The organism is Dolichospermum sp. UHCC 0406 (assembly GCF_009712025.1).
In the GTDB taxonomy this organism is placed as follows: domain Bacteria; phylum Cyanobacteriota; class Cyanobacteriia; order Cyanobacteriales; family Nostocaceae; genus Dolichospermum; species Dolichospermum lemmermannii.
Genome location: NZ_VILA01000017.1, coordinates 43,956 through 67,002, shown reverse-complemented (window position 1 = coordinate 67,002; position 23,047 = coordinate 43,956). Strand labels below are relative to the sequence as shown.

General features: G+C 37.7%; 26 protein-coding genes and 1 pseudogene. 15 read left to right on the top strand and 12 right to left on the bottom strand.

The features are described from left to right. The first annotated feature begins 144 nt into the window (after positions 1 to 144). Both FJR09_RS16375 and FJR09_RS16370 read left to right on the top strand, forming a co-directional pair. Entirely contained in the window at positions 145 to 1,512 is a 1,368-nt protein-coding gene (locus tag FJR09_RS16375) for a hypothetical protein (RefSeq protein ID WP_015078367.1), read from the top strand. 94 nt (positions 1,513 to 1,606) lie between these two features. Then, on the top strand, positions 1,607 to 2,401 hold the full coding sequence (locus FJR09_RS16370; protein WP_168651699.1) for an Rpn family recombination-promoting nuclease/putative transposase: 795 nt from the start codon (positions 1,607 to 1,609) through the stop codon (positions 2,399 to 2,401). Positions 2,402 to 2,621: 220 nt separating this feature from the next. Here the strand turns inward: FJR09_RS16370 and FJR09_RS16365 are convergent, their stop codons facing one another. From FJR09_RS16365 to FJR09_RS16355, 3 genes are all read right to left on the bottom strand, one after another. Then, a complete protein-coding gene (locus FJR09_RS16365; protein WP_015078365.1) occupies positions 2,622 to 3,464 on the bottom strand; it encodes a tetratricopeptide repeat protein in 843 nt (280 codons plus the stop codon). 305 nt (positions 3,465 to 3,769) lie between these two features. Continuing rightward, positions 3,770 to 4,684, bottom strand: coding sequence for a 3'-5' exonuclease (locus FJR09_RS16360; RefSeq protein ID WP_015078364.1), 915 nt, complete (start codon positions 4,682 to 4,684; stop codon positions 3,770 to 3,772). Between the two features lie 198 nt (positions 4,685 to 4,882). Beyond that, on the bottom strand, positions 4,883 to 5,215 hold the full coding sequence (locus FJR09_RS16355; protein ID WP_015078363.1) for an RNA-binding protein: 333 nt from the start codon (positions 5,213 to 5,215) through the stop codon (positions 4,883 to 4,885). Between the two features lie 345 nt (positions 5,216 to 5,560). On the opposite strand from FJR09_RS16355, the gene FJR09_RS16350 reads away from it, so the two are divergent. Continuing rightward, a complete protein-coding gene (locus FJR09_RS16350; RefSeq protein WP_015078362.1) occupies positions 5,561 to 6,007 on the top strand; it encodes an SRPBCC family protein in 447 nt (148 codons plus the stop codon). 54 nt (positions 6,008 to 6,061) lie between these two features. On the opposite strand, the gene psbA is transcribed toward FJR09_RS16350, so the two are convergent. Next, positions 6,062 to 7,144, bottom strand: coding sequence for a photosystem II q(b) protein (psbA, locus tag FJR09_RS16345; RefSeq protein WP_015078361.1), 1,083 nt, complete (start codon positions 7,142 to 7,144; stop codon positions 6,062 to 6,064). A 276-nt stretch (positions 7,145 to 7,420) separates the two neighbouring features. Between psbA and cofG the strand changes: the two genes are divergently transcribed. The 5 genes from cofG (at position 7,421) to FJR09_RS16320 (ending at position 11,044) form a co-directional block, all read left to right on the top strand. Then, complete coding sequence (gene cofG, locus FJR09_RS16340; protein WP_168653428.1) at positions 7,421 to 8,389, top strand: 7,8-didemethyl-8-hydroxy-5-deazariboflavin synthase subunit CofG; 969 nt, start codon at positions 7,421 to 7,423, stop codon at positions 8,387 to 8,389. 81 nt (positions 8,390 to 8,470) lie between these two features. Further along, the gene (locus tag FJR09_RS16335; RefSeq protein ID WP_015079959.1) at positions 8,471 to 9,313 is read left to right on the top strand and encodes an HpsJ family protein; all 843 of its coding nucleotides are present in this window, start codon (positions 8,471 to 8,473) and stop codon (positions 9,311 to 9,313) included. A 109-nt stretch (positions 9,314 to 9,422) separates the two neighbouring features. Further along, entirely contained in the window at positions 9,423 to 9,926 is a 504-nt protein-coding gene (locus FJR09_RS16330) for a hypothetical protein (protein WP_015079960.1), read from the top strand. 137 nt (positions 9,927 to 10,063) lie between these two features. Next, positions 10,064 to 10,480: an MAPEG family protein gene (locus tag FJR09_RS16325; RefSeq protein WP_015079961.1), complete on the top strand. Its 417-nt coding sequence runs from the start codon at positions 10,064 to 10,066 to the stop codon at positions 10,478 to 10,480. 72 nt (positions 10,481 to 10,552) lie between these two features. Next, on the top strand, positions 10,553 to 11,044 hold the full coding sequence (locus tag FJR09_RS16320; protein ID WP_015079962.1) for a YajQ family cyclic di-GMP-binding protein: 492 nt from the start codon (positions 10,553 to 10,555) through the stop codon (positions 11,042 to 11,044). A gap of 44 nt (positions 11,045 to 11,088) precedes the next feature. Here the strand turns inward: FJR09_RS16320 and FJR09_RS25355 are convergent. Next, positions 11,089 to 11,199, bottom strand: a pseudogene (locus tag FJR09_RS25355) (glutathione S-transferase family protein); the annotation flags it as partial. Positions 11,200 to 11,792: 593 nt separating this feature from the next. After that, positions 11,793 to 11,969: a hypothetical protein gene (locus tag FJR09_RS16310; RefSeq protein ID WP_158310520.1), complete on the bottom strand. Its 177-nt coding sequence runs from the start codon at positions 11,967 to 11,969 to the stop codon at positions 11,793 to 11,795. Positions 11,970 to 12,293: 324 nt separating this feature from the next. On the opposite strand from FJR09_RS16310, the gene FJR09_RS16305 reads away from it, so the two are divergent. Continuing rightward, positions 12,294 to 13,004 carry a tetratricopeptide repeat protein gene (locus tag FJR09_RS16305; RefSeq protein WP_015079963.1) on the top strand — a complete coding sequence of 237 codons (711 nt, stop codon included), beginning with the start codon at positions 12,294 to 12,296 and terminating at the stop codon, positions 13,002 to 13,004. A gap of 141 nt (positions 13,005 to 13,145) precedes the next feature. Here FJR09_RS16305 and FJR09_RS16300 read toward each other — a convergent pair whose 3' ends face one another. Next, positions 13,146 to 13,556, bottom strand: a complete 411-nt coding sequence (locus tag FJR09_RS16300) for a hypothetical protein (protein ID WP_015079964.1) — start codon at positions 13,554 to 13,556, stop codon at positions 13,146 to 13,148. 243 nt (positions 13,557 to 13,799) lie between these two features. Then, positions 13,800 to 13,895 (bottom strand): photosystem I reaction center subunit XII, encoded by a 96-nt coding sequence (gene psaM, locus FJR09_RS16295; protein WP_006196319.1) that lies wholly within the window; start codon positions 13,893 to 13,895, stop codon positions 13,800 to 13,802. 92 nt (positions 13,896 to 13,987) lie between these two features. Here psaM and FJR09_RS16290 point away from each other — a divergent pair, with 92 nt between their 5' ends. The 3 genes from FJR09_RS16290 (at position 13,988) to FJR09_RS16280 (ending at position 16,273) form a co-directional block, all read left to right on the top strand. Beyond that, the gene (locus tag FJR09_RS16290) at positions 13,988 to 14,230 is read left to right on the top strand and encodes a hypothetical protein (RefSeq protein WP_168654127.1); all 243 of its coding nucleotides are present in this window, start codon (positions 13,988 to 13,990) and stop codon (positions 14,228 to 14,230) included. Further along, on the top strand, positions 14,208 to 15,500 hold the full coding sequence (locus FJR09_RS16285; RefSeq protein ID WP_015079965.1) for an FGGY-family carbohydrate kinase: 1,293 nt from the start codon (positions 14,208 to 14,210) through the stop codon (positions 15,498 to 15,500). The genes FJR09_RS16290 and FJR09_RS16285 overlap by 23 nt, the downstream gene beginning before the upstream one ends. A 101-nt stretch (positions 15,501 to 15,601) precedes the next feature. After that, a complete protein-coding gene (locus tag FJR09_RS16280) occupies positions 15,602 to 16,273 on the top strand; it encodes a hypothetical protein (protein ID WP_254433132.1) in 672 nt (223 codons plus the stop codon). Between the two features lie 3 nt (positions 16,274 to 16,276). Here the strand turns inward: FJR09_RS16280 and FJR09_RS16275 are convergent, their stop codons facing one another. Further along, positions 16,277 to 17,620: a protein kinase gene (locus tag FJR09_RS16275; RefSeq protein WP_168652489.1), complete on the bottom strand. Its 1,344-nt coding sequence runs from the start codon at positions 17,618 to 17,620 to the stop codon at positions 16,277 to 16,279. A gap of 542 nt (positions 17,621 to 18,162) precedes the next feature. Here FJR09_RS16275 and FJR09_RS16270 point away from each other — a divergent pair. Continuing rightward, entirely contained in the window at positions 18,163 to 19,011 is an 849-nt protein-coding gene (locus FJR09_RS16270) for an Rpn family recombination-promoting nuclease/putative transposase (protein WP_168654126.1), read from the top strand. 178 nt (positions 19,012 to 19,189) lie between these two features. Here FJR09_RS16270 and FJR09_RS16265 read toward each other — a convergent pair whose 3' ends face one another. The 3 genes from FJR09_RS16265 to FJR09_RS25350 form a co-directional block, all read right to left on the bottom strand. Then, on the bottom strand, positions 19,190 to 19,483 hold the full coding sequence (locus tag FJR09_RS16265) for a type II toxin-antitoxin system RelE/ParE family toxin (protein ID WP_015079969.1): 294 nt from the start codon (positions 19,481 to 19,483) through the stop codon (positions 19,190 to 19,192). Next, positions 19,480 to 19,746, bottom strand: a complete 267-nt coding sequence (locus FJR09_RS16260; RefSeq protein WP_168653289.1) for a type II toxin-antitoxin system ParD family antitoxin — start codon at positions 19,744 to 19,746, stop codon at positions 19,480 to 19,482. Before FJR09_RS16260 ends, FJR09_RS16265 begins: the two co-directional genes overlap by 4 nt. A 615-nt stretch (positions 19,747 to 20,361) precedes the next feature. Then, positions 20,362 to 21,870, bottom strand: a complete 1,509-nt coding sequence (locus tag FJR09_RS25350; protein ID WP_168653290.1) for a serine/threonine-protein kinase — start codon at positions 21,868 to 21,870, stop codon at positions 20,362 to 20,364. A 595-nt stretch (positions 21,871 to 22,465) separates the two neighbouring features. On the opposite strand from FJR09_RS25350, the gene rpmI reads away from it, so the two are divergent. Both rpmI and rplT read left to right on the top strand, forming a co-directional pair. Further along, positions 22,466 to 22,663 (top strand): 50S ribosomal protein L35, encoded by a 198-nt coding sequence (gene rpmI / locus FJR09_RS16250; RefSeq protein WP_015079972.1) that lies wholly within the window; start codon positions 22,466 to 22,468, stop codon positions 22,661 to 22,663. Positions 22,664 to 22,683: 20 nt separating this feature from the next. Further along, positions 22,684 to 23,040, top strand: a complete 357-nt coding sequence (gene rplT / locus FJR09_RS16245; RefSeq protein ID WP_015079973.1) for a 50S ribosomal protein L20 — start codon at positions 22,684 to 22,686, stop codon at positions 23,038 to 23,040. Positions 23,041 to 23,047 lie beyond the last annotated feature (7 nt).

Here is a 23,047-nt window from a genome sequence, read left to right as displayed (position 1 = left end):
AACCCCCATTCCCTTGTAGGGAAGGGGGGGAGGGGGGTTAGGTTTTTGGAGATTATGGGTTTCATATAATACTTTTCAAACAACCTCTAAGGGAGACGGGGAGAGGAAAATTGAGTTTTTACCTAATAAAAGTTAGGGGGTTTTATGTCGAAGTTAAATCACCAGATTTCCCTGTTAGAACTTATCCAAATTTTATCGGCATATCGTCAAAATATCATTTTGAATTTACATAAGTTAAAGGAAGATTACCACCGAACTGGTATTAAACGGGTGAGGGGGGTGAGAGATATTAATGGTGATTTGATTACTCCTTGGTTAGAAACTGAGGATGTTTATGCTGGTGATTTTGTGCAAATGGGTGTATTTGCTATAAATCGCAATACGGCTACTATTAATATGTTGATAAGCCGGAAGGTTAAGCTGGTGAAATCTGAAGATAATATCCATATCACTGAAGTTGCGGGTTTGCTGGCTCATGATTTGGATAATTTTAATAAATATACCATTGTTAAAGATGGAAAAGTTCATGTTTCTGCTTTAAATATCAAAATCAGCAACAAGAAAGTATTTGATTTATTGCAAGCTAAAGGTGTAATTATTGCTGACAAGTTTGATTTCAATTCTGAATATATAATTCAGTTAGATAATTTACCATTAGTTCCTGTTAATATCAAGTTTGCTAGTATTGATGGGTTATTTACTCAATTAGCAGAAATTAAAGTTGTCATGAGTATTTTGTCTGCTTATTTACGCCATCAATCAGATGTATTTGTGAGTAATCAGGTAGAGGAATTAAAACAACATTATTTGTCAAAAAATCTCTATCTGAATTTTCCTAAAACTCAGGAATATCCAGATACAATTGATTCTCATATCAGTTATAAAATTGAGTTTGGTAATCAGGATATTCTCAATTTGAGTAAATTATATGCTGCTAATCAATTTTTAGCGCGAAGATATGAGGTTTATGACCAAGAAACTGGGGAGATTTTCCCTAAACCAACTTTAGAAATGGGTTTAAATCAAAATATTGCTTTTCGACAAAAAGCCATTTCTGCAAGAATGAAACTGACTAAAGTTGATGATTTGATGAAACCCATTTTTGACGACTTTCTGGGAATTAATATCAATGGTAAAGTAGGGGAAATTCTCCATAAAGTTGGTAATCATCGTTTAGCGTTGCTATTATATGCTCAACACGCTGGCAAATCTGTCAATGGAGAAGATTTGATTACAGCTATGACGACAGCTTACCAAAAATTAGCAGCTTATGTTGAGCAAACTTACCAAGAAAATATTTCCCCTATGGTATTTTACATTGGTGCAACAGGACTTTTACCAAATAAAATATCAGCTAAAGCCATGACTGCTGATGAATTAGCTGCTAAATATCCCCATTTGCAATTTTCTAAACATGAACAAGCCGGGACATTTTTTGAAGTTGGAAATACCATTATTAGCGTCTACCCGCAAACCGAATATTACAGTAAAAATTCATTAGCAGTTAGTTAGTTAATTTTGTAGGGGTTTAGCAATGCTAAACCCTAAATATTTTTTGAGTTTGATATGGTAAAATATCAAGACTTGCTATTTTCAACAATCTCTCATGTATGACAATATCTGTAAATTCATTGCCGAAAATTACAAAGATGACATAGCAACATGGTTGCTAGGTTCACCAATTAAATTAACAGAACTTAGTCCCACGGAATTATCAAATGATCCAATTAGAGCAGATTCATTAATATTATTACAATCAGATCAATTAGTTCTACATACAGAATTTCAAACCGATACTGATGAAGATATGCCCTTTAGGATGTTAGATTATCGAGTTAGGATATATCGTCGGTTTCCTCAAAAAGAAATGCGTCAAGTAGTCATCTATCTGCGAAAAACAAGTTCTGACTTAGTAAGTGAAAATAGTTTTAAATTAAACAACACTTACCATCAATTTGAGATAATTAGACTTTGGGAACAACCAACAGCCCAATTTATGACAGTTCCAGGTTTATTACCTTTTGCAGTGCTAAGTCAGACAAAAGATCCTAAAATGGTATTAAGCCAAGTAGGAGAAGCAGTAGCAGCCATTACAGATCAAAAGATACAGGGGAATATAGCTGCTGCTAGTGCAGTTTTAGCCGGTCTTGTGTTAAAAAAAGATGTAATTAGGAAGATTTTCAGGAGTGAGATTATGCGAGAATCAGTGATATATCAAGAAATTCTCGAAGAAGGTGAAGCTAAAGGTAAAGCTGAAGGAATAGCAGAAGCAACCAAAAAGTTAGCTTTAAATTTGTTGCGAATTGGTATGAGTTTAGAACAAATTTCTGAAGTTACGGAATTATCTCTGGAACAAGTTCAAGCTTTAGAAAGAGAGATAAAAAATCCTACTTCTAACTAAAGTAACTTCGATGTTTTTGGTTTCAATTTTCATAAAAATAATATCCCTGATTTTTAGCACAAGTCGGGGATATTTAATATAAAAATTTAATCGTTAGTTTCAACTATTTACGAACTAGGCTACAGCCAAACCTAACCACAAGCCAAAAACAGAGTGAAATTCAGTAGATATTTGAGATTTTTGCCTCTTGATGGGGAATACTTAAATAAGATACTATCAATTACTTCCCCAATTCCTCAATATTTTTCATCGCTTGTTGATATAAATCCTTATTTCCTTCCTTATCAAAAATCGCTGCTGCCCGTTGTAAATCTTTTAATGCTCCCCGTTTATCACCAATTGCAGCATAGGCATTACCTCGATTATTGAAAGCAGCACCGAAGTTAGGATTAATGCGAACTGCTTCATTATAATCCGATATTGCTTTTTGTGGTTCTCCTCTTGATGCGTAAGCATTACCACGATTATTATAAGCTACAGCATATTCTTTATTGATCCGAATTGCTTGAGTGTAGTCCTCTAACGCCGCATTCTTATCACCTTGGTTTGCACGGGCGTTACCTCGATTATTGTAAACTTCGGCATATTTAGGCGCAATACTAATTGCTTGATTATAATCCGCAATCGCTCTTCTGTAGTCTCCTATAGATACAAAAGCATTAGCACGATTATTGTACGCTTCCGCATCCTGAGAATTTAGACCCAATGCCTGATTATAATCCGCGATCGCTCCCTCTTTATTACCAGTATCAAAATAAACCAAACCCCGACCTTTAAATGCTGGTGCATATTGAGGATTCAGACTAATTGATTTACTATAGGCAGCAATAGCCGCTTGGTAATTACCTTTAAGATGTTGAGTTTGTCCCTGAACATAAAATTCCCCAGCTTTAGAGGTTCTCCCTATCTGTGGATTTGGGGGACTTGCTCCTCTTTCTGTCACCAAAACATCTTGATTATTACTACAAGAAACGCAAATAATCCCGCTAAAAATAGTAACCATCGCTATAGTGAATGCTCTGTTTACTTCTCTGTGTTTGTGTCTCAATAACTGCCATTTCATAATTTACTATAAATCGCCATTATACCTGGAGTAAATCATTCACTAAATTGCTTACTTACTTAGGAAATACTCTCGCTTTTTGATTAATATTCAATTCAAATGATAAAATTCCCTGAAGTTATCGGAAATAAATAAATTTATCCAGCCAATCACCGCATATTACTAAATACTAAAAAAATCCCTGATAGCTATATTTGTATTATTACTAGACTACCGTTGATAATTCTGTTAATTTTGTTAGCAATTTGAGAAAAATTTCCATACCAGTATCAGGAAATAGACTCAAAACTAGTTCACAGAGTTTCTCAGTATTCCTCACCTTCTTGATTTTTAGGCGTTATTTTCCAATAAGTATTTATATCAACATTTACAGTCAATTTTTCCAAATTTACCCCCAAATTTTTGCGAATATCTTCGGTTAAAGTAATTGTAAAATCTAAATCAACACCTTGATTTTCTACCAAATCTACCAATTCCTGAAACTGAGTCTTGATAGTTTTTCGCTCATAACTTGTAAGTTTACAAGATGATGTTTCAGAAATATTCTGGACTAACATCGCTTGTTTTACCCGTTCTTGTAAATGCTCAAATTCTGATTTGAGTATTTTTTGTTGCTGTTCAATTTCTATATATCTAGCAGTCAATAAACTTAGATCTTCCCTAATTGGATCTATCTTTAAGTTTGCCTCTAATTCTAATAATCGTAAATGTACTTGAGCTAAATAAATACAATCAAGATAAGCATATTCTATTTGTTCTTCAGTTAATGGTCTTTTTCCCCAATCGCTCGTTTGCTCTTGTTTATTAATATCATGAAAATTACAAAGTTTAGTAGCTAGGGTTTTCAATTGATAATTAGGTAATGGTAGTAAATAGACGGGAATTTTCTTCGCCATTTCCAAAGTACAAGTAATATTTTTGGCTTTTTTAGCTCCCAAATATTTCACGTCATAACCAGCATTATGAAAAACTTTTTCAATAGCATCATTAACCATAATCCTCTCCACAAAATCAGCAATTACATCTGATTTATCGAGAACATCTAATAAATAAACACTATTACCAGTCATATCTTCAGGATTAGCTAACACCTGAATCAGTGATAATCTTGGATTACGAGTTTTATAATCAGCAACTTCTGTATCTATCCACAAAGTTTTAGCTGTGGTATATTCAGTAATTAAGGAACGAATTTCCCTCGCAGCAGTAAGATAAGGCATTGGTAAATGTCAGGAAGTGTAAATTAGTTATCGCTTCCCAAAGTAACATTTTATGACTAATCATGCTGGCAAGTGCTACATCATCATTATTTTTATAGAAAATTTTCCATTAAAAAAAGCTCAGGTATTAATTCCTGAACTTTTATTCAACCTAATTATCCTAGAGGCGGATATTTGTTAAGCTTTGGTCTATGGATATTAGTAACGGTTTCCACCGCCGCCACCGCCATAGCCGCCGCTACGGCCACCACCGCCGCTACGGTTTCCACCACCAAAAGAACTACGTTCTTCTCTGGGTTTAGCTTTGTTCACTTTTAAATCACGTCCCATCCATTCAGCACCATCAAGGGCTTCAATGGCTTTTTCTTCTTCTTCATCTGATTCCATTTCCACGAAACCGAAACCGCGAACTTTACCAGTTTCCCGGTCGGTAGGTAGCTGAACACGTTTTACCTTGCCATACTCCTTAAAAATTTCGCTCAAACCTTCTTGGGTAACTTCATAAGAGAGGTTGCCTACATAAATTGACATAGATTTTCTCCAAAATCATAAGAGTGTAGAGATTTAGATTTCGGAGAAAAGTCTGTAAATACCAAAGGGGAAAAGCCTATCAATACTAAAAACAAACGAGGTCCACCGAATTACTTCTCGACTCCCATTATGGCATAGAAAATAGATATCTAGGCAGTAAATTCAAAAAGTTTATAAAATATTTTTTTTATACCTTAATTAGCAATGGCAGCATCAGCTTTTTATGGCATTCTCTCGTTATACTTAGTTGAAGGATTTTTAGGGGTTAATTCGGGGGTTTTAGCCTATTTTCTGATAAAATTATCAAGACTGAATCTAAAGGCTCAATTTTAGGTTTCTTTGTTCATGTTGCACTTTAAACATTCCTCAATTATTAACGCACCAATAGAAGTAGTTTGGAAATTCCACGAAAGACCAGACATACTCCAAATACTCACCCCACCTTGGCAACCTGTACAAATAGTCAGACGGGAAGGAGGACTATCAGCAGGTGCAATTACAGAATTTCGGCTTTTTTTGGGTATTTTACCCTTAACTTGGTTAGCGCGGCACACAGACTATGAAGAATATCGTCTGTTCACCGATGAACAGATATCTGGACCTTTTGAGTCCTGGGTACATCGTCATGAGTTTACAGAAGAAAATGGCAAAACTAAATTAACCGATAATATTACTTATTCTATGCCTGGCGGTGATGGAATAGAATTTATCAGTGGTTGGTTAGTGCAAACACAGCTAGAAGCAATGTTTCGCTATCGGCATTATGTGACTAAACGCGAATGTGAAAAATGAATACAAAAAAACGCCCCCCATGATTGGAGAGCGTTTTCTATTTAACTAAACTTATTAACCGTTGATTGCAGGAGCGCTTAAAGCAACAGGAGCAACGTCAGCAGCAGCCAAGTCTAGAGGGAAGTTGTGAGCGTTACGCTCGTGCATTACTTCCATTCCTAAGTTAGCGCGGTTGATTACGTCAGCCCATGTAGCGATGACACGACCTTGAGAATCCATGACAGATTGGTTGAAGTTGAAACCGTTCAAGTTGAAAGCCATTGTGCTAACACCCAAAGCTGTGAACCAGATACCAATTACAGGCCAAGCAGCGAGTAAGAAGTGTAGTTGACGGCTGTTGTTGAAGGAAGCGTATTGGAAAATCAAGCGACCGAAGTAACCGTGAGCAGCAACGATGTTATAGGTTTCTTCTTCTTGACCGAATTTATAACCGTAGTTTTGTGATTCGTTTTCGGTTGTTTCTTTAACCAAGGAAGAAGTTACGAGTGAACCGTGCATTGCAGAGAACAAAGAACCACCGAAGACACCAGCTACACCTAACATATGGAAGGGGTGCATCAAGATGTTGTGTTCAGCTTGGAACACGATCATGAAGTTGAATGTTCCAGAGATACCTAAAGGCATACCGTCTGAGAATGAACCTTGACCGATTGGGTAGATTAGGAATACTGCGGTAGCAGCAGCTACAGGTGCGGAGAATGCTAGGCAAATCCAAGGACGCATTCCTAAGCGGTAAGAAAGTTCCCATTCACGACCGAGGTAGCAGAATACGCCGATCAAGAAGTGGAATACTACTAACTGGTAAGGACCGCCGTTATACAACCACTCATCTAAAGAAGCAGATTCCCAAATAGGGTAGAAGTGTAAACCGATAGCGTTGGAGGAAGGAACTACTGCACCGGAGATGATGTTGTTTCCGTAGAGTAGAGAACCTGCAACTGGTTCGCGGATACCGTCAATGTCCACGGGAGGAGCAGCGATAAATGCAATTACAAAGCAAGTAATTGCAGCGAGGAGGGTAGGGATCATTAATACTCCGAACCAACCGATATATAAACGGTTGTCAGTGCTGGTGATCCATTCGCAGAAGCGATTCCATACGTTAGCACTTTCGCGCTGTTGTAAGGTAGTTGTCATGTGTTTATAATTGCGTTTGAGTTATGTATGTTTTGGTAGGTGTTTCTACCTCATGAATTTATATTAAGCGATATGTTTCGATTTGTAAAGGGGTTTTCGGAATATTTTTTAATAAATCTTGTAAGTTGGGTCATAGAGAAGGTTATATTGTAGACAGGCTGCGGGTTTCAGGCATTAATTATTTTTGTGATAATTTCTGATTTTCTGGGAACGCAACTCCCTACTTCATTCATGAACCCCTGCATTTTTGGACGCAGACCCTGCTCCCTACTATATATGTCTCTATCTAGTCAAAATATTGTTACCTATAGCCCTGCTTATACTATTGTTCCCACTTATGAGTGCTTTAACCGCTGTTCTTATTGCAATTTCCGCACTGAACCGGGTAAAAGTCCTTGGTTGACTCTTGGGGAAGCTAAAGAGATTTTTTTACAACTTAAACAACAAAATGTCTGTGAAATCCTGATCTTGAGCGGTGAAGTCCATCCCCATTCAGCCCGACGGGAAGCTTGGTTTGAGCGAATTTATGATTTGTGTGCCTTAGCAATAGACATGGGATTTTTACCCCATACCAATGTTGGTCCACTGAGTTGGGTAGAAATGCAAAAACTGAAAACGGTGAATGTGTCCATGGGGTTAATGTTGGAGCAGTTGACACCAAAACTATTAAGTACAGTCCATCGTCATGCACCAAGTAAATTGCCCCAAGTGCGATCGCAACAATTACAATGGGCAGGAGAGCTAAAAATCCCCTTCACCACAGGGTTACTTTTAGGAATAGGGGAAACAGAGACAGATTGGTGGGAGACTTTAGCGGCTATTTCTGAATCTTATGCACATTACCATCATATTCAAGAGGTAATTCTCCAACCCCACAGCCCCGGAACGGTGCAAACCTTTGACGCACCACCATTTAACCCTCATCAATTACCAGAAATTATCGCCAAAGTGCGGGAAATTTTACCAGCAGACATTACAATCCAGATTCCCCCCAATTTAGTTAAAGATGAAAATTGGTTACTTGCTTGTATAGCCGCTGGAGCGAGGGATTTAGGGGGAATAGGTCCCAAGGATGAAGTTAATCCTGATTATCCCCATTTACAGGAACAGGAACTCAGAAACATCTTAAAATCTGGGGGCTGGGAGTTAGTACCACGTTTACCACTGTATCCCCAGTTTGATGATTGGTTGGGTGCAGGTTTACGACAAAATGTAGAAGAATGGCGAGAAAGATTTAAGCTCTAGACACTGAGCTTTACGCTTACTGGGTAATCCTGTAACATTAAATATGCTAATTAATTTAATGTATTCACACTGTAAACCAATATGGCTACTAATACATCCTCTAACACATCCTTCTTGCTCCAGTTAATAGGTATAATCTGTATATTGTTCTTTTCTGTAGACTGTCTATTTTTATTATTCCCTTTGCAATTTACAGATAAACTCTGGCAAATTAACTTGTGCAGAAGTCTTGTAAATCAGGGTATTGTACCATTGCTTGGTCTGGGAACAATTCTAATTGCATACTGGGTTGGTAAATCTAGTGGATCTAGTGAAAGTAGTCGTTCCTCGTCTTCTGGTCTAAAATTGCCAATTTTTATCCTCTCTAGTTTGTTAGGACTGATATTTTTGTTGATTTTTCCCCTACATCTGAGTAACGTCAATCAACTAAAGGCAGAGGGGTTAGCACGGATTGAGAAAGAAGCGGAACAGTCAGAAACCCAAGTGAAAAATCAATTAGCACAACTCCAAAATCAACTTGGTAATGATCAGGTAAAAGCATCTGTAGAGAAACAACGCGCTGCATTAAAAGAGCAACTCAGAACCCAGCTAAATGAACTGGTTAAGGATGACAAAAAGTATAATCAGGCACTTAGCGATAGTCAATTACCTGAGGCACAGAAGGATCTACTCAAGCAGTATAAAACAAATCTTAACTCTCTTGATAATTTTATCGCCCAGCAAACAGACCCTCAAAAACTAGCAACCCAAAGACTTAACCAAATTCAGACTCAAACACAACAACAGTTGCAGAAAACCCAGGAAGATGCCTGGAAGGAATTGCGAACTGGTATTAATAGTTTATTATTGTCAATTGGTTATATCGTCATCGGCTGGAGGGGATTAAGAGGTATGGGTATTTCCAAAAGTAGTTCTAGAGGTTGAGTAGCTCCTTAGTAATTTGCTAACAAATAATAATGTAACCCTGGTTAGTATCCTATGTACACGCTGTTTGGTAGAATGTCTAGGTTGTTTAATCTCATGATCTTCATCTTTGAGTCAGTCAATAGATACTATTAAACTCGATACCTTAGCCCAAGAACTAGCAACCATCCAGCAAACAGGTTCCAAGCGGATTGCCTTGCTAGGTTCTCGTCATGTGCCAATTACCCATCAGAACCTCATTGAAATGATGACTTATGCCCTGATTCTATCGGGCAACCGCATCATTACTTCTGGTGCTACAGGCACAAACTCTGCGGCCATCCGGGGCGCAACCAAGGCTGATCCCAACTTACTCACGGTTATTTTACCCCAAAGTTTGGAACGTCAACCCCAAGAATCGCGCCAGCAATTAGAACAGGTTATGCACTTAGTGGAAAACCCCAGTAATGATAACTTGTCCCTAGCTGAAGCGAGTTACCTATGTAACAAAGAAATCGTCTCTCGTTGTCAACAACTAATCTGCTTTGCATTTCACGATAGTCGCACTTTGCTACAAACTTGTAGTGATGCCGAAGACCAGCGAAAAGTGGTAACACTCTTCTACTTTGACTAGAGTGAACGGCAGTTTTTGCAAAGCTAATGATAGAGATGGAAAATCATTGGGTAAAGGGTAATGATTTCACTAAATTACCCCTTATCCATTGACAAAAATGATCAATACCTGACCAAGTACCCTATTAAATTAGTTGAATGTCTTTATCTCTATTACCAGTACCTGCTATTTTTTTATCCTCTATTGTCGTTGCGGCTATTCTCATTTATCTACCCTATTTATTAGTAGCTTTTGCTAGAGTGCAAGTAGGATATGATTTGTCTGCACCTCGCGCCATGTTTGACAAGTTGCCTCCCTATGCCCAACGGGCAACATGGGCCCATGAAAACTCCTTTGAAGCGTTTATGGTTTTTGCCGCAGCCGCACTAATGGCTTATGTCACTGGAGTGAATTCTCCCCAAGGAGTGAATGCAGCGATCGCTTTTCTGATTGCCCGTTTGCTATACTCTATTTTCTATATTGCAAATATACCTTTGTTAAGATCGCTCATGTTTGGTATTGCTTCTTTTAGTTCGGGAACTCTGTTTTTCCTCAGTCTCATGCAAGTTAAATAATTAAGCTGAGGGAATAAGGATTTTTAATTTTGCCTCTTCTCTCTTACCAATTACCAATTACCAATTTTATTTATGGCTGCTTCTTTTTCCTTTGATATCGTCAGCGACTTTGATAGACAAGAATTAGTTAATACTATTGATCAAGTCATCAGAGACGTTAAAAGCCGTTACGATCTTAAAGATACTAAAACCACAATCGAATTAAGCGAAGAAAAAATTACCGTTGGTACTGACAGCGACTTTACCTTAGAATCTGTCCACACCATTCTCCGAGAAAAAGCCGCCAAGCGGAATCTTTCTCAAAAAATCTTTGAATTTGGCAAAGTTGAATCTGCCAGCGGTAGCCGTGTTCGTCAAGAAATTACCCTGAAAAAAGGCATTAGCCAAGAAATTGCTAAACAAATTTCTAAGATAATTCGGGACGAAATTAAAAAGGTGCAAGCCTCAATTCAAGGTGACTCTGTGCGGGTAATAGCTAAATCAAAAGATGACTTACAACTCGTGATTCAACGGCTTAAACAAGAAGATTTCCCCGTCGCTTTGCAATTTACAAATTATCGCTAGAAAATATAATTGACAACTAACAGTTGTCAATTATTAATTGTCAATTACTTCCGTCCCCCAATACTTTTTTGAAATGCCGGACGTTCAGATATAGACTGAATATAATTCACGACTGCTGGGTAAGCACTCAAATCTAATTTGAGCATAATCGGAATTTGACACTCCCCGGTCTAAAGACACGGGGATTCTTGGTTCAACGAGACCACTTAAACTAGACTCCTTGCGTTATCTAGGTCAGAGGTGGGACTCTCCCCAAGCGTTAACTTTCGGTCTGCCCGACCGTAGTTGCATTATTGCAAGTCCTGTTTAACTTGAAACGAGAAAGTTTCAAAATTCTGATTCGTCTAGTCCCTATAAATCTTTTACCTACTGCTAGAAGGAAACTAGAACAATGCAGTAGAACCACATAGATTTAATTGTCAAGGTACAGATTACCGTTAGGCAGTTAGGTTTTTATACAGGTTGATTACCTTTCCTGTTACAAGTAGTATAGCACAGGTCGCTGGGGGATAAATCCCCTCTTGTAGCTTTCATCCCCGGCTTAAAAGACATTATACTAAACACGGGTGAGATTTAAACTTTTGCCAAATGACAAAGAACCCAGATGTGTAGGGGTTTAGCAGTGCTAAACCCCTACGTTTAGAATCAAACAATCAAGCCGTTTTGAGTATAACACCTAAAAATCCTAAAAATTTTTAGGTGACAATTCTAGCCGCATTTAGTACCCGTTTGCGCTCTATCGAATAATTTAAGATGTGGGAATTTGTTTACAGATAGCTTCTAATGCGGCTGAAGGAATGGGTTCTATCACTTCAATTTGATCCACTTCCCCATCTTCTTTATATAAGCACGTAGCTAAACAAAGCACAATATAGTCATCGGTATTGAGGGCGGTAGCATCAGCATAAGCAATTATTGTTGTCATGAGAAATGTCTCTTCTAGAATTGGTAAATAGGGGTTGGTTAGTTGTTAGTTGTCCGTTGTCATTGGTAAAACTCTTATTGCCTATTGCCTATTGCCTATTACCTCTTCCCTCTTCCCTCTTCCCCTGATCATTAAAATTTACACTTCAATTCTTCAGAATTTTACTGATTCGGGAATTGAACTTGGGTATGAAGTATACATTATTAGATTTATGGCTCATCTGTTGTTGGATGTAAAATCCACGTCCTTCAATCATCCTAGAGTCATTAGGACACAAAAACTGTAACTTTATTTGACAAACCAAGTAAACCAAATAGGCAAAGTATGAATAAGCACTCTTTTTTAAATTCTGGTATTCAAAACAATCAAGTATGTCTTTCTGATCAAAACAATCCTTGTCATCAATGTGCGCCGTTACAGGATGGTAATGAATCAATGTTGGAAGAACGTTATTTACGCTCTTGTGCTTTGAAGTTAGCACAACAAGGGGATTATACTAAAGCGATCGCACTGTTAAGTCACCTGATTGACCATCATCCCGAAAATGCGGTCGATTACAATAACCGAGGGCTGATTTATTTTCAAAGTGGTGATAGCCAAAAAGCTATCTCTGATTATAACAAAGCCTTAGATTTAAATTCTAAATTAGCTAGTGCCTACAATAATCGGGCTAATTATTACGCTGCTTGTGGTGAATTAACAGCCGCATTGGCTGATTATGAACAAGCATTAGATCTAAATCCCCATCATGTTCGGGCTTGGATTAATCGCAGTATTACTTTACGCGACTTGGGAGACTATGCAGAAGCTATTGAAAACTTAGAAATTGCCATGCTGTTTGGTCAACTCAAAGGCAACATTTGGGCGGAACAGGGACGGACTTATCATCTCTGGGGTGATTGGAATTGTGCAATTGCGAATTATCGTCGTGCATTGGCAGAACTACCATCTTTAAATCATCAAGATGTTTCCGGTTATCGCTTACGGTTACAAATCGAAAATTGGTTAAACGAGTTGCTCTTTTTTGAAGACTAATTTAGTAGATGGCTTAATTCAGATTTTTAGCATTCAATTGGTAAAACTGACTCAAAAATTTGAGTTTCATGACTAAATATAAAGTTGTATCATTTGGTAGTCACCCTAATAACCGTGATGATTAATATATTTTCTGCACTTTTATGGTGCTGAGTTAGATTGTTCCGTTCCAGTCTGCTCTTGATTCATCAATATAACTGGACGCTGATTAGGGTCAAAGCGAAATGATTTTTGTTGCATAATACTTTTAGCTTCCCCAGGATCAAAGTTGCGGCTAAATTCTGTCTGTAAGTTTTGCACACGCCCTTCCATAACTTTTACTTCGGTACGAACTGTTCGCAACTTATCCTGTTGTGACCAATGATAAGGTAATAATTGTACTAAAGCAGATACTGCTGCTGCACTAATAACTATATTAACTGCTACTTTGGCTGTAGTTTCCAGTGCCATTATTTGATAAGCACGTTGGCGTAAATGTCGTTTAGGTCTTGGTACAGTTCGGCGTTGTTCTACGGGCTGGAGAGGAGGTTTAGATGGTTGAAACGCATTCATGGTGCTAACAAAAAACTCGCTGATTTACGGTAATTACCGTCAAAAGCAAACAGGTGCTAATTGCGGCTTAATTTAGCTGCCATATTACTCCATTTTCTGGAAATTTATACAAGTATGAAGATGAATAAAATATTACCTAGTAAAGTAGGGGCGATTCCTAAAATTCCCATAGTTTAGAACTACAAGTATTTGAAATCTACTCCTACTTATGGATTAAGCACCTGTAACAGCGTTACACTGGTGTTATTTGTATAGTTCTGTAGCTAAACGCCAAGCTAGAATTCCTGGAATTAGCGCTACAGCTAATGCAATGTAAACTTGGGTATCTGAGATAGGCATGATGGAAATCCTCCTAAGTTGAACTTGATTTTCAAGACTCCGTTTACTACTTTTCACTGTTTTAGCAGGATTAGGAAACATCTTGTTACAAGATGCAACAAAAACTGGGGATTGGTCAGTTGTCAGTAGGGGCGAAGCATTGGGAAGATAAATTATCGGTCATTGCCAAAAATAGTTCTCCAAATGCTTCGCCCGTACAGTTGTCAGTAGGGGCGAAGCATTGGGAAGATAAATTATCGGTCATTGCCAAAAATAGTTCTCCAAATGCTTCGCCCGTACAGTTGTTAGGAAGTTTCCCTATTCCCTTAATTTATGACTTTATCGCTTGGTATTGACTTTGGTACTTCTGGCGCACGGGGTGTGGTAATTGATGAAGAAGGTCGGATTCTGTCCGAAATGCGCCATTGTTGGCAGGTTGGGACTGTTGATTGGGTTCAATGTTGGCAACAGGCTTTATGGAGTCTATTAGGGCAAATTCCGGGGGTGTTAAGGGGGGAAATCGGAGCGATCGCTATTAATGGGACTTCTTCCACTATTTTACTGACTGATGGGGCTGGAAAGCCTGTGGACGCGCCACTATTGTACAATGATGGTCGGGGTGCAGTGGTTTTAGAACGATTGAGCAGGATTGCGCCAGCAAATCACACTGTATTAAGTGCTACATCTAGTCTAGCGAAACTCCTCTGGATGCAAGAATTACCTTCCTTTGCAAAAGCCAGATATTTATTGCATCAAGCCGATTGGCTGGGATTTCTCTTGCATGGAAAGTTAGGTATTAGCGATTACCACAACGCCTTAAAATTGGGTTATGACGTGGAAAAATTGCAATATCCAGCATGGTTGGAACAGCTAGAAATTCCCCTCCAGTTACCGCAAGTCTTAGCGCCGGGTACAGCCATTGGTGAATTACTTCCCCAGATTGCGGCCGATTTTGGCTTTAAAGGCGATTGTTTAGTGGTTGCTGGCACAACAGATAGTATTGCGGCTTTTCTAGCCAGTGGAGCTAAATTTCCGGGGGAAGCGGTAACTTCGCTGGGTTCAACTTTGGTACTAAAACTTTTAAGTCGGCATAGAATCGAAGATGCGCGATATGGAATTTATAGCCATCGTTTAGGAGATTTGTGGTTGACTGGAGGTGCATCTAATACGGGTGGTGCTATTTTGAAACATTTTTTCAGCGATGTTGAGTTGGTGAGGTTAAGTGCGGAAATTGATCCAACTCAAGCCAGTGTGTTAGATTATTATCCATTATTGAAACCAGGCGATCGCTTTCCCATTAATGATCCCCAATTATTACCCAGACTAGAACCACGTCCAGATCAACCTCAAGAATTTCTACATGGTTTATTAGAAAGTATGGCTAGAATAGAAACTAGAGGATATGAACTATTACAAAATCTAGGTGCAGATCCTTTAACTCATATTTATACTGCCGGTGGTGGTGCTGCTAATTCTACTTGGACATCTATTCGTCAACGTTGTTTAAAAGTACCAATTGTTTCATCAATTAATACAGAAGCAGCTTATGGAACGGCACTTTTGGCAATGGGGAATAAATTAATAGAAAAACGAACCACAGAGGACACAGAGGACGCGGAGGAATGAGGAGGGAAAGAATTATTTATAAGTTGTAAAGTTAAGTTTAATTCAGTATTCAATTGTTAATTTATATGGTTATGAATCTAATCACTAAGCTAGTTTCCCAAATGTATAACAATTTCAAGTTTCCGCAAATCTTGGTCTTTGGTTTGATTATTACTAGCTTGTTTGCCTGTGGTTTAGATGTCACTGAAAATAGTACATCTGCAAATGCTAAAAATCCCGAACAGTCACAATTAAACCAAAATACTTTACCTAAATCTATTTCTCAAAAATTGCTAAGGGATGCTGCTAGAGTTTCTGGGGTGAAAGTTTCTAATTTGCAAATTACTCAAGTTACATCTACTATTTTTAGCAATCCCTGTAATTTTCAATTTGGGGAAGTTTGCACAAGGGAATATAATCCTATTCCCGGTTGGATTGTAATTGTGCAAGTCAAAGAACAATCTTGGACTTATCATGTGAATAAATCCGGTTCACAAATTCTTCTAGATCCGAAAATTAGCAGTAATCAATTACCGAAAAAAATTGCTAATGCGGTTTTGAGTAATGCTTCTAAACGTTCTGGTTTAGCAGTAAGTTCTTTGAAAATTACCCAGTCAATTCAGAAAACTTTTAGTAATTCCTGCGTTTTTAATTTTGGTGAAGTCTGCACCCAGAATTTTGCTCCCATTAAAGGTTGGGAAGTAATTGTCAAAGTTAAAAGCCAGTTTTGGACTTATCATGTAGATATCACTGGTACACGCATTGTTTTAGATCCTCAAGTTACTAAGATTTAAGAATCAAACACATTTTAACAACGCTGCTTTAAACTCAGCCGCAGTTTGAAAATAAATTTTTGGCTTTTCTGTTAAAGCCAAATCTATCACTTCTGCTAATTTTTCAGGAATACTACTATCACGTTGACGAATGGGGACAGCCTCATTTCTTAGCACACAAGTCCAAGGTTCACCGACAAAATCACGGGGGAAATATCCCGTTAATATATTATATAAACAAGCAGCACTTGCCCACACATCAACCTCTGGTAAGGAATTTTTTAAATCTAGTAATTGTTGACGACACATAAACGCAGGAGTCCCCATTTTCGCACCTGTGAAAGTGTGTCCACTTAAACCTGCTAAATCAAAAGCTTTGGATAATCCATAATCTCCTATTTTCGCCACCATTTTACCGTTGATATTGGTGATAAAAATATTATTCGGTTTTAAATCTCGATGTACTAAACCTTTTCCTTTTCCTAGTCTTCCGTCTGCTAATTTCACACAAGGAACTTCAACATTATGGGTATAGATTAACCCGTCGAGAACTTGCAGAATAATATCAACAGCTATATTAACAGGTAAACGTCCTCCTAATTTCTCCATCAAATCCCAAACATCCCCACCTTCGCAATATTCCATTGTGAAGAAAAAGGTATTTTCTGCATAGCCATGATCTAACATTTTCACCACATGAGGATGTTGTAAATATTTAGTGTTTTCTGTTTCTCGCAAAAACATTTTTACACCCAGTTCTTTAGCCGCGACTTTAGGCAACATTAACTTTAGTGCTACCCGTTTTCTAGTGGGGATATGTTCAGCTAAAAATACTTCTCCACATCCACCTTCACCTAAAGATTTTATAATCTGATAATTAGAAATTTTCTGGAGATTTTGATTACCTTGATTTGCTAAATTTAGGAGATTTTTAATAATTTCAAAAAAGTTCGGTTTATTATTTTCTTGTTCGACTGGAATATAAGGATTTTTCTGTTTTTCCAGTTCTATTTCTGTACTAATATCAAAAATAATATCTCCTACCGCTACCTGATCATTATTGACTAAATCATATTCGGGAAAAATTGCCTTTAATGCTTCTTCTGGAGATTCACCCGCTTTCCTTTGTCCGATTTTTTTACCATTAACAATCGTACCGTTTAAACTCCCTAAATCACGGATTCTCATTTCAGGAGGATTGATATCTAATAAGCAATGATAGCGAGAAACTGTCATATCAATATTATCAGCAATTTGCAAATTGCAATCTTCACCTCTACCGATAATACAACTGCTGCGGCTATCAAATATATATTGTTTTCCTGAAAGTTTCCCTGTAGTAATGGTGAGGGTAACGGTAGATGGCATTTTTTATAGTTGATTATTTAAGTTTTCCATAAATATTATAGTAGGGTTGTGCTTTTTTTGTTCAACCGATTTAGATCCCCGACTTCTAAATTAAATATTGATAAATCACAACATTAATCAAAGAAGTCGGGGATCTTGTTATTAAGATATAAGTTATTTGTATGGGATTTTGGCAAAAAAGAACATTCTCAATTATTGGGGGTTTATTCTCATTATTATTGAGAATTTTATCAATAATCTAACGAGTTTTGGTAATTTCAGCTAGGGGGGTTGACAGTGTTCCGAGTTTCGGGTATGCTTATGATATGAGTGGGAAACTGTGCGCCCATATATATAGAGTTTTTATTTATCAAGATAATTATTTCCCCAATAAATCCCTCCAAGCAGGGAAATAAGAAAATAAAATTTGTCCTCATAACCAAAATACCAAGACGTTATCTCGTATCTGAGAATGAAGATGCAATTACAGTAGATGGAGAACTGGGAAAGATGGTTAAAATCAGCAGATAAATAAGTAATAAGAAATTTCAAAATCAGGAATAATGCACACAGACACAATATTTTATCAAATCTTCCTCACTTTTCACACCCTATTATTTGAAATTCTGGGAGAACCTACAGAAAACGCCACAGATTATAAATTTACCTCTGTGGAAGTGAAAGAAAAAGCATTTCGATTTGATGGAATTTTTATGGCAGATAGTCTAGAAAAACCCATCTATTTTGTAGAAGTGCAATTTCAACCAAAACCGGATTTTTACTGGGAATTAATCGCCGAAATCAACATTTATCTTAATCAATTTAAACCTGTACAAGATTGGCAAGGAGTAGCTTTATTTGCGAAACGGAGTTTAGATGTAGGAGAATTGACTGCTTATCAACAAGAATTTATTAATAGTGGGAGAATTAAACGAATTTATTTAGATGAATTACCACCAGGTTCAATTGGTATGGGGTTAATTGAGTTAATTGTCAGTAAGGAAGCACAAGCACCGGAATTAGTTAAAGCTCTCTTGGACAGAACTAAGACAGAAGTTGAGAATGACAGAGAAAAACAAGGTATTATAGAATTGTTGGAGACTGTTTTATTGTCCAAATTTTCACAATTAAGCCGTCAGGAGATAGAAGCAATGTTTTTAGTGAGTGATATTAAGCAAACAAGGGTATATCAAGAAGCCAAGCAGGAAGGGAGAGAAGAAGGTAGACAAGATGGTGAGATGATTTTATTGATACGTCAGTTATCGAAAAGATTTGGAAAATTGAAAGATATTTACATCGAAAATATCAACAGTTTGAATATAGAACAACTGGAAAAGCTGGGAGAAGCATTGTTGGATTTTACAGATATTAATGACTTGAAAACATGGTTAGAATCTGAGATAGACAAGTAGGTTTATTTAATTGTCTGATAGCGAAGCGTGGCGTAGCCATATCAGGATATCCAGGATTTTAGGATTTACAGGATGTTGGTTTGCGTTGAAGTTTTTTGGATGTCAGGATTTTTGTGATGTGGGGAATTTTTTAGATATTATTTGATTGATGATCAAGATTCTCATTTAATAAACTATCCTATTCTGCAAATAAAGCTTCTAAATCTTGACGACCATTTACGACTCTAAGAATTTCCACATTATTATCAACAACTTGATAAAAAATGATGTAACCATTTAAAGGAAGTCCACGCATTCCCTGTCTTATGTATTCGTAACTGCGTCCCATATTAGGAAATTGCAGTAATTTTTCACACTTTTTTGTGAAATCTTGAAAGAGTATTTCTCCCGCTTCAATATTTCTGTTTAAAAAGTATTCAGAAATGCTATCTAAATCTCGAATTGCTAGAGGTGAAATCAAACATTGATTCATTTTTTCTCCTCTCGCGCATGACGAAATTTTGCCTGTATCTGTTCAACAACTGTTTCTAAAGGAACTCCTTCCCCTCGTTCTAGTTCTGCTGCGGCTTCATTAACTTTAATTTTCACATCTTCTACCCAGTCTTCATATTCTCGTTGTTTTTCTTGTAAAAGTTCTAGAGCTTGATTAATGACTGCTTCAGCATTAGGAAATCTCCCTTGAGCTAACTGGTTTTGAATAAACTGTTCTTGTTCTGGTTTTAGGGTAATATTCATGGTCTATTTCCTATAACTGATAATTTTCATTATAAACGTAATTGTCAGAATCGCGATGTCCAGGATTTGAGGATGTACAGGATGTTATTGAATGATTTTTGGTGGGGAGTTGGTGATTTTTAATTGTCTGAATCAGGATTTCCAGGATTTGAGGATTTACAGGATGTTGTTGGATGATTTTTGGTGGGGAGTTGGTGATTTTTATTTGTCTGAATCAGGATATCCAGGATTTGAGGATTTACAGGATGTTGTTGGATGATTTTTGGTGGGGGGTTGGTGATTTTTCAGGATGTTTTTGAATGATTATTTTTGAATAATTTAAACCATCTATAAATTACCATCCTGTTAATCCTTTAATCCTGGTTATCCTGATTCTGACAAATACAACTTTCATCACCAACAAACCATCTAAAAATTACCATCCTGTACATCCTTTAATCCTGGAAATCCTGATTCAGACAATTGAGAATTTCAGATACCCGACAATTTTTAACAATCTTCTCATTTATCACATTAATTATCGCAGAAGTCGGGGATCTTTAGATGCAAACTAACATCCTGTAAATCCTTAAATCCTGGATATCCTGATTCAGACTTAATAATTTTCTGTAATCTTTAAATGTTACAACTTTCAAGTCTCGACGCGAGAGAAGAGATCCCAAACCCCCCCACAACACCAACCCACCAACCACCACCCCATAACCCCCCCACCCCGTAACGGGCGGGGAAGTGGCCTTCTGGTGCTTTCTTGTCAAAAGTAATATCTTTGTAGTACAACCAGTTGCCTCCTTTTCTCCATCCTACCTTGTCCCCGAACTTCTCCCAGATGTCTGAGTTATATTGTCTCGTTCCACCTAAACCCTGATAAATGCGTTTCTGCACAGAAAAACCAAATTTACCATCACTGTATTTTACCCACAACTGGTCAATGGTACGAAGGTCTTCACAGGGAAAATTATCAATACTCTCAACATCTAACCAACCTTCCTCTTCCCGTTTCGCAACTGCTAACATTACCCGCGCTGTTTCCTCGTCTGCTTCCTTCCATTTTCCAGCTTTGAGTAAGTCACGCAGTTTCTTATCGTCCATTCCACAGGATGATTTTAATTGTACTTCTTGGTTTATTGGTTGAGGTGTGGAATTTTGAGGAATGAAAATTTCTTTCATCTTAGATAAGAAAGAGGAAGAATTTTCAAGTTGAGGAGTAGGGATATTTTTCTGCTGTCTTTCCTGCACTGAAACAGGATTATTATTAACAGGTGGTGGTATGGAAATATTCACAACAGGTTTAACCACTAAACCCAATATTTCCCGAAACTCCCGCACTGTTTGGGGACGGTTGACTGGTTCTAACTCCATCCCTTTGAGAATAGCAGCATTTACCTTGTCGCTAATCTGTTGATTAAATTTTTGCGGTGGTGATAATTTGACATCTTCCTCAGCGCGATAATTAGCAGGAATGGGAACTCTATTTGTTAATAAACTATATAATGTCGCCGCTAAAGCATAAACATCAGTATAATAACCAAAATCTCCACGCCGTTCATATTGTTCTATGGGTGCATAACCTTCCGTTTTCGTCGCTGTCATGCTTCTGATTTTACCAGGTTGAAATTCCCGCGCTAACCCAAAATCAATTAATACCGCTTCCTTGCTTTCCCGTCGCAACAAAATATTATTGGGTTTCACATCTCGGTGTAAAAGTTTCCGTTCATGAACACATTCTAAAGCTTGTCCGATTTGGTCAATGTAGCGCAAAGCTTCGGTTTCTGACAAGTAACCATTTTCAGCCGTGTAGTTTTCCACATAAGCTGCTAAATCATCACCGTCAATGTGTTCCATGACAATAGCCCAAAGTCCATCTTCGGGAAAATTGTCGTAAACTTGGACAATATGGGGATGATAGCATTTTGATAAATCTAAGGCTTCTTTTCTAAACCTCTTTTGTCTTTCCGCAAAGTCTGGTTTTTCGCGTTGTTCGCGGTTGAGGGTTTTAATCACAACCAACCTGTTTTCTTCTGTATCTTCTGCAAGATAGGTTTCACCAAAGCCACCGCCACCGATCGCTCTTTTAATGATATACTGTCCGTTCTGTAGTGGGGTGTTAGGTGTCCAGGTTTGCATATTGTCAGAATCAGGATGTCTGGTTACTGAGCGAAGTCGAAGTACAGGATTGGGAGAGAAATTAATAATTAGTATAACATCCGCGTTTATCTGCGTTCATCTGCGTTTAATTGTCTTAATCAGGATATCCAGGATTTAAGGATGTACAGGATTTAGATCCCCGACTTCTAGGATAATTTATTTTGATACAGAATCACCGATAAAAGAAGTCGGGGATCTTTAGTTATTAGTTTAAAAATTGACTCTATATATGCGCGGATATATTTCTACTCCTAACATTAGTGTAAACCAATTATCGCATCTTGTCAAGTCTTGATGTCAAGAATCATATAAAAAACTGAAAATCAAAAATCTCCACCGCAAACCAACATCCTGTAAGTCCTAAAATCCTGTAAATCCTGATTCAGACAATCCAAAAGTTTACTATATATGCGCGGACAGATTTCCACTCCTAACATTAGTGTAAACTAAAATTTTCTCCTTGTCAAGTCCTGAATTAAGATATTTTGGGAATCCTTGCCGATCTTGCCAAGGGGGCATACAATTTGCCTTTTCTCATATATAATAGTAGATTGTGTTGAATTAAAGCCAGACCATGCCTAAATTAAAGACTCGCAAGGCTGCGGCGAAGAGATTCCGCGTCACCGGTACCGGTAAAATCGTCCGCCGTAAACCGTTCAAAAACCACTTGTTAGAGCATAAATCCTCTAGCAAAAAGAGCAATATGTCCAAGATGGCAATTGTTCATGAACGGGACGAACCTAACGTGCGTTTAATGCTTCCATATTTGTAAAAGATCACAGGTAATAAGATATGACTCGGGTAAAACGCGGTAATGTAGCTCGTAAACGCCGCAATAAAATTCTCAAATTAGCTAAAGGTTTCCGTGGTTCTCACTCAACTTTGTTTAGAACCGCTAACCAACAAGTAATGAAGGCTCTTCGCAGTGCTTACCGCGATCGCAAAAAGAAGAAGCGTGATTTTCGCCGTCTGTGGATAGCGCGGATTAATGCAGCTTCTAGACAACACGGTTTAAGCTACAGCCGTTTGATTGGTAATTTGAAAAAGGCCAATGTGGAACTAAACCGCAAAATGTTGGCACAATTGGCAATTCTTGATCCTGCAAGCTTCGCTAAAATTGCCGAACTCGCTAACTCGGTTAACGGATAAAGGTGGC